The organism is Cellvibrio sp. GW822-FHT04B05 (assembly GCF_058800985.1).
Genome location: NZ_JBXAMU010000001.1, coordinates 1,315,289 through 1,329,611, shown reverse-complemented (window position 1 = coordinate 1,329,611; position 14,323 = coordinate 1,315,289). Strand labels below are relative to the sequence as shown.

Here is a 14,323-nt window from a genome sequence, read left to right as displayed (position 1 = left end):
ATAATACAGCGGGGACTATCAGCGATTCAAACACTTACCGACTCAAACGGCTAGCGATTCAAGCGATTGATCAGCCAGGCGCGTAGCTGGCGGGCTTGCATATCATCAATAGGCCCAAGTACACCTTGGGCAGCAGGCGGTATATTTTCAGTCGCATGGGCTTGATCGCCGAAAATATAGAAATCAAACAGGATCTTCCATGCCGCTTTTTCTTTCTCCGGCAGATCGCGGATACTGAGCATTGCATGTTTCAACACATTGATTCCCGGCCCCATAAATGGCGGCACAGTGCGCCACCAGTAATTGACCAGCACATTTAAGGTATCCATACCCTCAACGTGGTGCCACCACATACTCGGGATGTAGAGCGCATCACCCGGCTCCAGATTAGCGACCAGCCCTGCGGCCATCGCCTGACGGAAGCGCGGGAATTTCTCAAAGTCCGGCTTGGCAAAATCGACAAGACTGATTTGCTGTCCGGCCGGATTAAAGTCGAGCGGTCCCGGATACAGGTTTTCAATCTGCTCCGGCGGGAAGACGGTAAAACGACGCTTGCCTACCACACTGCAAGCGAGATTATCAGGGGCATCGTAATGGCAAGCGATACGCGATTTGTTGCCAATCCAGATACTGACCAGCGCATCAGCAAACGGGATTGTTAAATCGTTTTGCTCGCGAAATCCGGGCAGGCACACATCAACCGTAGTTGAACCTACATAGAAAGTAGCGGGATTAATATCACCTTTATATTCGAGAATTTTATCCAGTACATCATCCAGCCTGAGCCGATCCGATTTGTAATTCAGACCTGAGAGATCGTTGTTATAAAAATAAAACCCCTCCACTTCAGGAGCACCCAAAAAAGTTCCCACAGTTTTATCACCGTAAAATGAGCGCAGATAAGCATCTGCCGCCTCATGGGACGTTAATCCCGCCTGCACCAACGGCCAATTCCGCGCTACCCCCTTGAGAATCAGCGGTTCGTTGCCACTAAGTGATCCAGGAGGAATATGGAGCGGGTCTACACCGTGAACTTCTTGGACGAGGTTGGGAATGTCGAGCATGGGATAAGTCTACTTCGTATGTTGTTTAATCGAGGAACGACCAGAGCTGGAGTAGATTTGACCATTAACCTGAAGTAAAAGGCAATTGATTTGCATCAGAGCAATGCAAGCAACTACGCTCATCATGTGCTCCTGGTAGAGACGGCCAAGGGCGAAAGAATGGCAGTAGTGCGGAGGTGACTCTCTATGATGAGAGTAAAGTAGCTGTGCCCTAATCTGTTGCAGACTAAATTTGCCCTCGTTATTTCTCACTATTTCCTAATTACTTTTTATGCTTATGCCTGAATATTTTCAGGTAGGTCAAGCTTATCTTTTTATTCTCCAATGTGAAAATTTCACTTTCAGGGTGTGAATATTTCACACGCATTTTGTGAATAAATTTTTGCATAAAAACTTGGATGACAAATGAGAATTTTAAGCGCCACTAAATATTTTTAGCCGTTGAAATTAACGATTTTCTGGAGTATCACTTACTCATGTTTAAAGAATTAATCTGCGGGTCAGATTGCCGATACTGTAACTGATTTTATAAAAATGATGCTTTTTATATTATCTTTTTAATCTAACTTTTTTGCTCAATACATCAAAAAATTTTATTGCTGAAATGGTTGCCTTTCATAAAGGCAGTGAGGATTTTTTTGCCTGAATTTTGGTAATGCTTATTAAATTTTACAGTGTAAAACTACAGGGTTGTTTGGTGGAATTCTATTAGCGCCCCGAGCGCGCCTAATGCAAAAGGAGTGAGTTATGCCCGCAACATTATCCTACCCAGGTGTTTATATCGAAGAGGTTCCCAGTGGTGTTCGCACTATTGCCAGTGTGGCGACTTCCATCACGGCTTTTTTGGGGCGCGCCGTCTTTGGCCCTGTAAATACGCCGGTGACGTTAACCAATTTTGGCGATTTCGAACGCGCGTTTGGCGGGCTCGCGGTGGATTATCCACTGGGTTATGCCGTGCGCGATTTTTTCTTGAATGGTGGCGGCCAGGCGATTGTAGTACGGCTCTATAAAAATCCACAGACAGCGAGCGACTCCATTGCAACTGTTGCAGTAGATGGGTTGGAGTTGAAAGCAAAATCACCGGGCAAATGGGGCCAAAAGTTACGGCTTGCCATTGATGTGGAAGTATCAGATGAGGTGCGTACTACATTAAATTTGGGTGCAAATGATCGCCTGTTTAATTTGACGGTATCGCTCGCAGGCCGCAGCGAAAAATTTATTAACCTTACGAACAATGCGCAAAGTGCCCGTCGTGTTGATCGGGTACTGGCCGGCTCCGGTTTGGTAACACTGACCTGGCCCAACACGGCGCCGACTTTGCCGCTCACAGGTGCAGCGGCCACGGCCTATGCTGAATTGTTGGCGGCGCCTTCTGATCAAACCAAGCAGACAGCTTACGCCGACGCTACCAAAGTATTGGTGGATGCAGCGAGCACAGCCGAGGCAACCCTCGCTGCCGCACTTGCTGTCAAACCGCCAGTGGCAGGAGACATAACCGCTGCGCGCACCGCCTTGGCCACAGCTGAGGCCGCTTTCAAAGGCGACAACGGCCAGCCCTTAAGTTCAGGGAGTGATTTTGAAGGCTCCAAAAACGATAAAACCGGCCTCTACGCGCTGGATAAAGCCGATCTCTTCAACCTGCTGGTGATTCCGCCCGATTCACGCGGCGGTGATACACCTTCCGATTTCTACCAAACCGCCATCGCCTACGCCAAAGCGCGCCGTGCGTTTGTGTTGGTGGATTCGCCTGCAGCCTGGAGCGCTAACCCCAACACTGCCGCTGCAGATGCCCTCGCCGGTTTGGATGCGCTGGGTGTATCGGGCGAAAGCGCCCGCAATGCCGCGCTCTATTTCCCCTTGCTGAAAGAGGTTGATCCGTTGCGCGATGGACAGGTGGATAACTTTGTTCCCTCTGGTGCTGTGGCCGGTATTTTCGCCCGTACGGATGCGAGCCGCGGCGTATGGAAAGCGCCCGCCGGTTTGGATGCTTCCATCAATGGTATCCAGGGCCTGAACGTGGTGCTCAACGATGCCGAGAATGGTTTGCTCAACCCCGTTGGGATCAATGTGCTGCGTGCCTTTCCCGGTAGCGGACGGGTGGTCTGGGGTGCACGCACGTTACGCGGTGCTGACAAATTGGCGGACGAATGGAAGTACGTGCCCGTACGTCGCACCGCATTGTTTATTGAGGAAAGCCTTTATCGCGGCACCCAATGGGTAGTGTTTGAACCCAACGACGAACCCCTCTGGGCGCAGATTCGCCTGAACGTGGGCGCCTTCTTGCATAACCTGTTTCGCTTGGGAGCTTTCCAGGGAAGTACGCCGAAAGACGCTTACTTTGTGAAGTGCGATAAGGAGACCACGACCCAAAACGATATCAATTCGGGAATTGTGAATATTGTGGTTGGCTTTGCGCCACTCAAGCCGGCGGAATTTGTGGTGATCAAACTCCAGCAGATTGCTGGCCAAATTGATGTGTAGCTAAGTCCACGTCGCTAACCACTTTTTATTGAGTTCTAGAGGGACACTGTCATGGCACAATTTAGCGTTAATGCACAACGTTTCGATCCGTACAAAAATTTTAAATTCCGTGTGAAATGGGACGGCAAATACGTGGCCGGCGTCAGCAAGGTCGGTTCGCTCAAGCGCACCACCGAGGTGGTGAAACACCGCGAGGGCGGTGATCCCAGCAGCAGCCGCAAATCCCCCGGCCGCACCGAGTTTGAGGCTATTACGCTGGAGCGCGGCGTCACCCACGATAAAGAGTTCGAACAGTGGGCGAACAAAGTGTGGAATTTTGGTGCCGGCTTGGGCGCCGAGGTATCGCTTAAGGATTTCCGCAAAGACATTATCATCGAGCTGTACAACGAGACCGGCCAACTGGCCGTCGCTTATAAGCTGTTCCGCTGCTGGGTGTCGGAGTTCCAGGCGCTGCCGGATCTGGACGCCAATGCCAATGCGGTGGCGATCCAACATATCAAGCTCGAAAACGAGGGCTGGGAGCGCGACTACGAAGTGGGCGAGCCCGGCGAGATCAGCTTCACTGAACCGCAATAATCATGCACTCATTTACTGCCAAGGACTTGCTGGCGGCATGGGAGCGAGGATTATCGCAAACCAGTGCGCGCCGCCTGATTACACTGCTAGCCGAGGTCTATCCCGAGCTGGGTGAGGAGCCGTTATTGCAGCTGCCACTGGGCCGGCGCGACGGCTTGGCACTGGCGGCGCGGGAGCGGTTATTCGGCGCGCGCCTGGTGAGCCTCGCCCACTGCCCGGCCTGTGCACAGCCACTGGAGTTTGAACTGGGTGTGACGGATATACGAATCGCCGAACTGCCGCCTGTACCCGAGCGCTTGAGTTGTAAATGGGAAGGTTACGAGCTGGATTTTCGCCTGCCCGATAGCCACGACCTGATTTTCGCCGAGACCCAAGCCGATCCTGAAGCGGCCTATCAAGCGTTGATGTCACGCTGCTTGTTAGACGCCAGACGCGGCAAACATCACCACCAAGCCAGTGAATTGCCCAGCCAGGTACTTGCTGCCCTGGAGGATGCCATGGCTGCTGCCGATCCCCAGGCCAATACCCAACTCGACCTCAATTGCCCCGCCTGTACCCACCGCTGGCTGGCGGCGTTTGATATTGCCAGCTTCCTGTGGCGCGAACTCCACGCTTGGGCACAGCGCATCATTGGCGAAGTCCACCTGCTCGCCACACATTATTCCTGGACCGAGACCGATATCCTCGCCATGACGCCCACACGGCGGCGACTCTACCTGGAGCAACTCTTATGAGCCAGTATTTGAGCCATATCGCCAACCTGGCGCTCAATCGCGTGGCGGTGGTGCAGCCGCGCCTGGCCAGCCGCTTTGAAGGCTCAGCCGGGGTTTTGCCTGCGGAAGATAACCAGCAAAGAATGGCCGAGGCACCGGTAAGTCACCGCCAAAATACCCAGCCGGAACAGCAGCGACCTGCCCCCGTCAGGCAGCCTCAGGCCGAACCAGCCATCGCAGCTGTACAAACCAAACAATCTCCTGTGCCTACGCTGGAACCCCGGGTGATGCACGAGCAAATACAACCTGCAGCCGAGCTTGAGCAAACACCTCCCGTGGCAACGGAGCCGCCGATTCTTGTGCAACAGTTAGTACGCGAAAGTATCCACGAGCAACCACTGCTGGTACCCATACCTGTCCCACAACGTGCGGTGCCGCCTGAGTTTGGGCAACCGGCGATTGAACGGCAGATTGAACGATCATTGTTGATCGAACAGCGAACTGAGGCGCCTATCTCCAGCACGATTGATGTAAATCCTGTCAGCCACAAGACTAAATCCCATCAAGACGCACCGCCTGCCAATAAAATGCCGCACATCCAAACCCGCATTGCCGCGCCCGAACCTGTTACACAAACCTTGGCCCGGCGCTTGGTCCCGCAAACAGAATCTGTGGCGCCCGTGCCCAGTATCCAGGTATCTATTGGCCGTATCGAGATTCGCGCTAATCCCGCCAGCACCAGCCCGGCAGCCAAGCCCAAAGCGGTACCTGCCACCCTGAGCCTGGACGATTACCTCAAGCAGCGTAAGGGAGACAGGTGATGAGTAACTCCCTTGCCGTCGCCACAGTAACCGCTGCGCTGGCGGCGCAGATCACCCAATCGATCCAGCAGGTGGTGAGCGGCGCCCAGGTGGTAATTGGCCGCCCCCAAGCCACTCCGCCGCAAGGGACGAACCATTGGGTGCAATTGTTCCTCTACCAGGTAGTGCCCAACGCGGCGCTACGCAATACTGACCTGGCTACCCGCAACAGCGCCGGCAAACTGGTACAACGGCCGCAAGTGGCGCTGGATCTGCATTACCTGCTGGCCTTTTACGGCGAAGAAAAGGATTTTGAGCCCCAGCGCATGCTGGGTGCCGTAGCGCGCGACCTGCACGCCAGCCCGGTGCTGCTGCCGGCAATCCTGGAAAACGCCATCAATTCCTGGCCCTTGCTGGAGGGCTCCAACCTTCACCAGCAACTGGAGCGGGTGAAGTTAACCCCATTGCCGCTGAGTCTGGATGAGCTGTCCAAACTCTGGTCAGTGTTCTTCCAAACGCCCTATGCCCTCTCGCTGGCTTATAACGCCAGCCTGGTGTTGATCGAAACCGACGATGTAGTGGTGCCGGCGCTGCCGGTACTCCAGCGCGGCCAGAACGATCAGGGTGTGGATACGCTGTTGGGCGCTATTCCCCAACTCGAAAAAATCCATATCGGTTTTGAGGAAGATGCGAACTTACCGCCGCTACCTTCATTGCCCAACGCCTGGTTAGGATTGCGCTTGAGTATCCAGGGCCAGCACTTGGCGGGCGACAGTGTCAGCCTGCGCTTTAGCCATGCACGACTGAGCGACCTGGAGCTGGCCATAGATGCCAGCGACCGCAGCGCTACCACTATTAACGTCATCCTGCCCAATGATCTCGCGGCGCAAAGCGCTTGGGCCGCTGGTAGCTATTCAGTGGTAGCTGTGATCAAACAAGGCTCCCAAGTGCGCACCAGCAATCCGCTGCCCCTCAATCTGGGCGCGCGCATCACGCAAATTATGCCGGCTAACCCTGTCGCCATCGCCGGCGATGGTTCTGTCAGTTTGAGTTTAACCGTCAGCCCGCAAGCCTTGCCCGATCAGGAGGTAATGCTGCTGGCAGGCGGTCTCCAAGTGGTAGCTGAACCCCTGTTGGCAGCCAGCAGCCAAGTGGATGTGGTGGTCACCGCTGCTGAGCCACTGGTGCTGCAACCCGTCTACCTGCGTGTGGATGGTGTAGACAGCCTGCCTATCGCCCGGGCCATCAATCCGCCGCGTTTTGTGTTTGATCCGGCCCAGCAATTGGAGATTCAATAATGAGGAGCTTGCAATGACAGAGCATGCCGAGTGGCTGGCCGCCAATAAAACCTACTTGCAGGATTACATCCGTTGGGTGCAACTGCGGTTGGAGCGGCATATCGCCAACGTGTCAGTAACAAGTCCCCAACCGCTCCTGCCGCAAGTGGAGACCAAAAAGCCCTTCCCGTTTGGCTTCGATAAAGCGCGGCAAGCCGTCACAGCGCCCCTGCCCAACACCTATGATGCAGCCGCCATCAACAGCGAGCTGGAAAAAGTCGCTACATCGCTAAGCGCCGCCGAAAGTCAGGAGCCGCCGCCAGCGGCGATTATCCTCAGTCGCCAGTTCGGCCTCAGCCGCTTTGAGCGCGATATCCTTATGCTCTGCGCAGCGCTGGAGCTGGACGGCAAAACCGCCGCCCTCTGTGCCAAAGCCGCGGCTACCGGCCGCCCTTACCCGACGTTTGCCTTGGCGTTACAAATTTTCGAAGAGGCCGAATGGGATGCCTTGGCCCCCCATCGCCCCTTGCGTTATTGGCGCTTGCTGGAGATCAACCAACCCGGCGCCGAGCCGCTGGTTACCAGCGCCCTGCGCGTCGACGAGCGGATAGTAGGCTATATGGTCGAGCCCCAGCACCAGTTGGATGATCGCTTGCACGCTTTTGTCTCTCCCCTGCCTGCGCCGGAGATTGAAAGCCAGACGCTGTCGACTTCACAGCGCATACAAGTGCGCGTACTCAAGGAATATCTGGATCGCCAGCAGGCCCTTGGTTCGGCCACGATCAGAATCCAACTCACCGGCCCCGAAAGCCCCGCCAAACTGGCGATTGCCCGGCAGGCGCTGGCGCCGCTGGGAATAGACCTGGTGCAGCTAACGCTGGAAAACCTGCCTGGCCAACCCGCCGAGCTGGAGCAGTTGCTGCGGCTCTGGGGTCGCGAGCGGCGGCTGCTACCAGTGGCACTCTATCTGGAAACCCATCGTCTGGATCACGTTGGGGAAAGTTCAAACCACAACCAACTGCTACAACGGCTGGCCACTACCGGTGGCATAGTGATTATCGCCAGCCGCGATCTACGCCCTGAGCTGGATAGCTTGAATCTGGAAGTGCACAAGCCGTTAGCGGTTGAGCAACTGCAAGCCTGGCAGGCCTTATTGGGTGATGACCAACGCGCGCTGGCCAACCAACTCGCCGCCCAGTTCAGCCTAGATATAGGTGTTATAGATAGTCTGGCACGCGATGCCCTCGCCCTCGACCAAGAGGCACTTGATCAAAAACAGCAGGGACATGCGCCAATCGCTGCTGACGATAACGAGCCCGCACCCAGCCTCAAACAGCGCCTCTGGCAGGCCTGTCTCGCCAAAACCAGCCCCCGTCTCGATCAACTGGCCCAACGGCTTGATGCCAAAGCTACTTGGGAACAGTTGGTATTACCTGATGATTCACTCAAGTTGCTGCACCAGGTGTGCGCCCAGGTCGAACAACGTATGCAGGTATATGGTGAATGGGGTTTTGGCGAGCGGATGAATCGCGGTATGGGCCTGAGCGTGCTCTTTGCCGGCGAGAGTGGCACCGGCAAAACCATGGCCGCCGAGGTGCTGGCCAACGCGCTCAACCTGCATCTCTACCGTATTGATCTCTCGGCAGTGGTGAGCAAATACATAGGCGAGACCGAGAAAAACCTGCGCCGGCTGTTCGACGCCGCCGAAGATGGGGGGGCGATCCTGTTCTTCGACGAAGCCGATGCCTTGTTCGGCAAACGCAGCGAAGTCAAAGACAGCCACGACCGCTACGCCAATATCGAAATCAACTACTTGCTGCAGCGCATAGAGTCTTATCGCGGCCTGGCCATACTTGCCACCAATTTGCGCAGTGCACTGGACCAGGCTTTCCTGCGCCGGCTGCGCTTTATTCTCAGCTTCCAGTTCCCCGCTGCCGCCCAGCGCGCGGATATCTGGCGCAAAGTTTTTCCCGCCCAAACGCCCTTAAGCGAGCTGGATTACCAGCACCTGGCGCGCTTTAACCTTACCGGCGGCAGTATCCACAACATCGCCCTCAACGCCGCCTTCCTAGGTGCCGGCAGCGAGGAGCACAAAGTCACCATGCCACTGGTGCTGGATGCTATTCGCGGCGAAATGCGCAAACTCGATAAACCCGTGAACGAGGCGGAGTTTCGCCAATTAGGTGTAGCAGGAGCAAAGCTATGACTGCATCCACACACCCGGCCAATATCCAACTTTACATAGATCGCCTGATACTGGATGGCTTCGGCCTGAGCCAGCACGAGCGTCAGCAACTGCAAACCAGCATAGAAATTGAATTGGGCCGGCTGCTTGGCGAGCACGGTTTGCATAGCGGATTGGCACAAGGCCTGGCCGTACCCAAACTCGCAACCGCGCCCATACAACTGAGCGCAAAAACGGGAGTGGGCACGGCACCCGAGCAACTGGGCCGTCAGATAGCCGCATCGGTTTACGGAGGTATAGGCCATGGGCCAACTACACCTTAAACCCGTTGCAAACTATCTACTGCCAGTTCACGCGGCCGGCAAGGATGTATTGCAGCGCAAATGCAGCTGTGGCAATCACAGCAGCGGCGGCCAATGCGAGGCGTGCAACAAGAAAAAAATCCAGCGCAAATTAAATATGGGCACGAGTAACGATCCGCTGGAATTGGAAGCTGATCGCGTTGCGGAGCAAGTAGTGAATGGTTCCGCCAATCACAATTTCCACAGTGCCAGACCGAGCATCCAACGCGCACCCGCTGGAGAACAAACCACCGATGGAGACGAGCAAGAAGCCGTACCTGAAAGCGTGGAGCAAACCCTGGCAGGCGCAGGCCAGCCACTGGCTACATCCCTGCGCCTAGATATGGAAAGCCGCTTTGGCCGCGATTTTTCGCAAGTGCGCCTGCACACGGATGCCCGAGCCGAGCGCTCGACTCAAGACGTGGATGCCCGCGCTTATACGGTAGGCAACCATGTGGTCTTCGGGCAATCACATTTTGCGCCGGACACTAGCAGTGGCCGCCAGTTGCTCGCCCACGAGCTGACCCATGTGGTGCAACAGGGTGCCAGCGGCAACCAGGTCATGCGCGCACCCAATAAGCCTGGCAAGGCCAAAGCGGCCAAACCCAAAGCAAATAAAAAGGATGCCAAGCCAAAAGGCCCGGAAATCTGCAATCGTCCCTCGCGCAAAGTGAAAGACAATTTCATCACCAAAGTAACCCTGGATGTGGGTGCCCACACACTCAAGATTAGTTGGGACGACTCCAGTACCGAGCCGGCGCTGAGCAAAGGTAGCCACAAGATTTCCCCCGGCACAGGTAAATGCTGTGTGGACTGCGATGATGAAAAAACCAGCCAAACCAGTGGCAGCCTGTGCACACCAAAGGGCGACGAGTGGCCGGTATTTGCCACTGGCTGCCAACTCGCCGGCCATCCTACGGCTAAAAACCCCACCTATTTCCAAAGGGCCGGTGTAGCGATACATTCAGGCAACCTTAGCAGCCCACCCGCCTCTCATGGTTGTGCGCGCTCCTCGCCCGATATTTCCGAGCTGATCCACGACAATGTGATAGTAGATAAAACCAAAATCGCCTCCAGCGGCACTTGGAAAGGCTCGCGCTGCTTTATGAGAGAGCCGGACAAGAAATCGGTTGAACGCTCTAGTGTGTGCGATGGTTTCAAACTCAAACCACCGCCGCCTAAAAAAACCACACCCAAGAAAGACGCGCCCAAAACCGACAAACCAAAAGACAAAGCTAAACCCGATCCAAAAAACAGTGGGGCCAAAGGCAAAAACGTCGCGGCGGTAGATGCACTGTCCCCTATAGCAGAACTGGCACCCGATGCCGATAAAACCCTGAAGGAAGATACTTCAATGCTCATAAGCGATGCTCCCGCTGTTGATGGTCCCGGCCCTGACAATGCCACCGCCGATGCCAGTGCGCCCAACGAAGAGGGGTTGGATGGCGTAGCTCTTGAATCGGATCAGGTGCCTGAATCTGAGAGCGAGACAGTCTGATGAACAAAACCGCCACCAATGCCCCTGCTCAAGCAGCGCCTTTACCTGCCGCTCAGGTAATCCGTCGCCAATGCGCCTGTGGCAACCACAGCAGTGGCGGTGAGTGCGATAGCTGCGCGAAGAAAAAGGTGCAGCGCAAGTTGAGTGTAGGTTCGACAAATGATCCATTAGAGTTGGAAGCAGATCGCGTGGCGGATCAGGTGCTGTCAGATCATCACGCGAACACAAATTTTCTCATTCCTCCAAAAATCCAGCGACACACTCAAAACGCAGAGCAGTCGACAGAAGACGTGGGGGACGTACCCGATACGGTTAACCAAGTGTTATCCGGTTCCGGCCAACCACTTCCCATAGATATACGCGGCGATATGGAACAGCGCTTTGTGCAGGATTTTTCGCGCGTGCGCATCCACACGGGCGGCGCAGCGGCTCAATCGGCGCGCGACATTAACGCTAATGCCTACACACTCGGCAACAATATCGTTTTCGGCGATAACCAATTTCGTCCGCAGAACCCGGCAGGCCAGCGACTGTTGGCCCACGAGTTGACTCATGTGGTGCAGCAGCAAGGCCAGACGGCAACGCCCATCCGCCGCAATGCTTGTGGTCACGATGGCCAAGGCACTAAATGCGGCGCCAGCAATGGTGTATGGAAATTGGTAGATGAAGCAACGCAAACGGCCGGGCTGTTTTCTATAGATGATTTGATTGTGGAACAAGGGCTAAAAAGCCTGGGCGGCAGCGGCGAATGGGCGCGCCAGGTGCAAACACCACCCAATCTGGCTAAAGCTGAAGGCGCGTCGCGTGGGCGCGCTGATGGCGTTAAAGTAAAAGCGGGTACAACCCTGGATGTCGAAATTGTAGAAGTCAAAGCGCGCAGTCCCGAAGGCGGAGGTTGTGCCCTCGCCACCCGCGAAACAAATGGCTATATCAATGAATTGAAAACTCTGGCGCCCTTGATTGTGCCTATGTCAACCAAGCTGTCGGCCAACGGCGGTCTGCAGGTAGAGGGCGGTAAATGCAAAACGCCCAAAGCGGCGGAGAAAAAAATCCTGATGGATGCCGGGGTAGATTTTAATAACCCCAGCTCGGTTAACGCCTGGTGTTTTTATAACAGCCTCCAGGATCGCTTGGGCAAAAAATTCACCTCAGCGTTCAGCGCGGTTAATGTTAGCGCTAATACTGACGGTAAGCCCAATACTACCTACGAAGTACAACCGCCAGTGGTAATTAAATGCCGTAAAACCAAACTGAATCCCCAAGGTTTGGGGTTGCGATTTTTGGAATTTCAGGTCAACCAAAAAGGTGGCGTGAGCTACGGTTGCCGTGACCGCTGCATGGGCAAGCCAGAAGATGAAAAAGAAAAAGATGTCAGAGTGACCGACGAGGTGCACAAAATGGATCCCTTCCAGGATATCGATAAGTACCAGGTGCTTGAGCCCACCGATGAAAAAAGGGCGCCCAATGATCAGCCGCAACCACAGGTTAATACACAGCCCCAGTCCGGCGATAAACAACCAGGCGATACGCAACAACCCAAAGTCACCGATCCGGATAGCATTACTCCTACGCAAGATATCGATGATGGTAAACCTGTCCAGCTACCACCTGGCGGTGTAGATGAAGTAGACGTTTTCATCACCACGACGGGCGTGGTGACTACAGTGGCTTTACTACATCAAGCAATGAAATACGCCAGCACCCGCGCAGAAAAAGAGTTGGCAAGAAAGCTGATCGAACAAACTATTGAGAAAGGTGCCGAAAAAGGCGCGCTCGAACTCGCCAAGCGCCTGGATTCAGCCAATATCGTCAAATACGGCACCAAAGAGGGCGATCTTTTACTGAAAGGCGCTGACGAGGCCATGGTGGTGGCCGCTAAATCCTCGCCACGCCTGGCAGCTCGTTTGGGTCCTAATGCTATTAAAGGCCTCACCCGCGCAGCGCCAATTATTGCCATAGTGATGACCGCCAATGATGCGCGTGCTGCCATTAGCCACGTTAGTAAAGGCGGCACTATTGAATTTGGCCCCAGCCTCGACACCAAGGAATTGAATGGCGATACCAAGATAAAAAATAACGGTGAAAAAGGCGCCGATGTCAGTGGTGATGTATCGCTTACTGATACCGTTATTGATATTGATACCAAAGGCACGCCCAATTTTGAGGGCAACGCCGATATAGAAGTCACCAACGTCACAGTAAGTGGCGCCGCTGCCAGCGATGGCGGCACAGTTACTCTGAACATGAAAGTGAAGATGAGCAACACCACGGTCACGTTCAAAAACAATGGCGTGATTCAGGGCTGCAAAGTGGCAGTCGGCGATAGCGAAATATCGAATTCGCAAATCGTAATCGATTTACCCCCCGGCACTTTGGATCCGGGCCGTAAATCCGGCGACAAGACAACCATTTCCGGTGCGAAAATTAAAATCACCAGCCTCGGTGGTTCAGGTGGATCAAGTACAGGTGCTAGCAACACAAGCCCCACAGGGACAACGCCACCGAAAATGTCTGGCATACCACCTACTGGTGGTGGTACTGGGCCCGGCGGTATTGTGGCACCGGGTGTTTCCATACCACCAATAGCCGGTTCAGATCGGCCGTTGTTACTGGTAGAAATCCAGAAAGACAAAGATTTGCTGCAGCTCTACTCGGCCTTGGCGGGCAAAGAAGGTGCTGTGGTCAGCGATGAAATGCTGCGGCGATTTGTAGCACTCAAAGCGATGATCAAACGTCATCCGCTCAAAGTAAAAGCCATTATCGACAATATGGCTCCCGGCCAAATTACTGATTCGATCAAGCAAGTGATAGAACCGATTGAGCAAACGCTGCAGCAAGAAAACGCAAAACTCGGCAAACAATTGAGCGATAACCTTGCAGCAGAAGCCAGCAAAAAGGCGGCGGAGCAAACTAAATCCAAAGGCGATACCAAAAGCGGTACGGCGGCTGATTCGACCGCTGGTGCTGACAAAAAAGATCCCAATAAAAAAGATGCTGATGACCAAACCGCCGCACCTGCGCCAACCAAATCAACCTCTGGCGCCACAGCAGTTCAGTTCGCGGCGATTCAAAATCAATTTACCTGGCCCACTTACGAAAAATTAGATAAACCGCCAGAGACCTATACCTATTACGTAATTTGGCAGGCCAATGCAGGCAGCGCGCGTTTAACCTATTCGATTCCTATCAACCTCAAACTGGTGAAAACCCTGCCTGCTGGTGGTGATGTATGGCGGGCCGCTTACCAATACACCGCACCTGCTGGTGTATTCAACACCAAGGAAGGCGATGTCCCCATTCAATTTAGTGATGCCGGCTCAGGTACGTACACCACTGAGTTACATGTGAGCAAGGGGCAGCAACCATGACCAGCTCTACCGGAGCGATA

The 14,323-nt window shown here is 54.5% G+C and carries 10 protein-coding genes; 9 read left to right on the top strand and 1 reads right to left on the bottom strand.

Features of this window, described 5'->3' with window-relative positions:
* Nucleotides 1-50: 50 nt before the first annotated feature.
* Entirely contained in the window at nt 51-1,064 is a 1,014-nt protein-coding gene (locus AC1RJL_RS05320) for a cupin-like domain-containing protein (protein ID WP_492911702.1), read from the bottom strand.
* Nucleotides 1,065-1,811: 747 nt separating this feature from the next.
* Between AC1RJL_RS05320 and AC1RJL_RS05315 the strand changes: the two genes are divergently transcribed.
* Genes AC1RJL_RS05315 through AC1RJL_RS05275 form a run of 9 tightly spaced genes read left to right on the top strand, consistent with a single transcriptional unit; the run spans nt 1,812 to nt 14,303 of the window.
* The gene (locus AC1RJL_RS05315) at nt 1,812-3,545 is read left to right on the top strand and encodes a phage tail sheath family protein (protein ID WP_492911701.1); all 1,734 of its coding nucleotides are present in this window, start codon (nt 1,812-1,814) and stop codon (nt 3,543-3,545) included.
* 51 nt (nt 3,546-3,596) lie between these two features.
* A complete protein-coding gene (locus AC1RJL_RS05310) occupies nt 3,597-4,121 on the top strand; it encodes a phage tail protein (protein WP_492911700.1) in 525 nt (174 codons plus the stop codon).
* Between the two features lie 2 nt (nt 4,122-4,123).
* Nucleotides 4,124-4,855, top strand: a complete 732-nt coding sequence (locus AC1RJL_RS05305; protein ID WP_492911699.1) for a T4 family baseplate hub assembly chaperone — start codon at nt 4,124-4,126, stop codon at nt 4,853-4,855.
* A complete protein-coding gene (locus AC1RJL_RS05300; RefSeq protein ID WP_492911698.1) occupies nt 4,852-5,655 on the top strand; it encodes a hypothetical protein in 804 nt (267 codons plus the stop codon). Before AC1RJL_RS05305 ends, AC1RJL_RS05300 begins: the two co-directional genes overlap by 4 nt.
* Nucleotides 5,655-6,932 (top strand): Pvc16 family protein, encoded by a 1,278-nt coding sequence (locus AC1RJL_RS05295; RefSeq protein WP_492911697.1) that lies wholly within the window; start codon nt 5,655-5,657, stop codon nt 6,930-6,932. Before AC1RJL_RS05300 ends, AC1RJL_RS05295 begins: the two co-directional genes overlap by 1 nt.
* Before the next feature lie 13 nt (nt 6,933-6,945).
* The gene (locus AC1RJL_RS05290; protein WP_492911696.1) at nt 6,946-9,117 is read left to right on the top strand and encodes an ATP-binding protein; all 2,172 of its coding nucleotides are present in this window, start codon (nt 6,946-6,948) and stop codon (nt 9,115-9,117) included.
* A complete protein-coding gene (locus tag AC1RJL_RS05285; RefSeq protein ID WP_492911695.1) occupies nt 9,114-9,419 on the top strand; it encodes a hypothetical protein in 306 nt (101 codons plus the stop codon). Before AC1RJL_RS05290 ends, AC1RJL_RS05285 begins: the two co-directional genes overlap by 4 nt.
* Nucleotides 9,400-10,935, top strand: coding sequence for an eCIS core domain-containing protein (locus AC1RJL_RS05280; RefSeq protein ID WP_492911694.1), 1,536 nt, complete (start codon nt 9,400-9,402; stop codon nt 10,933-10,935). The genes AC1RJL_RS05285 and AC1RJL_RS05280 overlap by 20 nt, the downstream gene beginning before the upstream one ends.
* A complete protein-coding gene (locus AC1RJL_RS05275) occupies nt 10,935-14,303 on the top strand; it encodes an eCIS core domain-containing protein (protein ID WP_492911693.1) in 3,369 nt (1,122 codons plus the stop codon). The genes AC1RJL_RS05280 and AC1RJL_RS05275 overlap by 1 nt, the downstream gene beginning before the upstream one ends.
* Nucleotides 14,304-14,323: the final 20 nt, after the last annotated feature.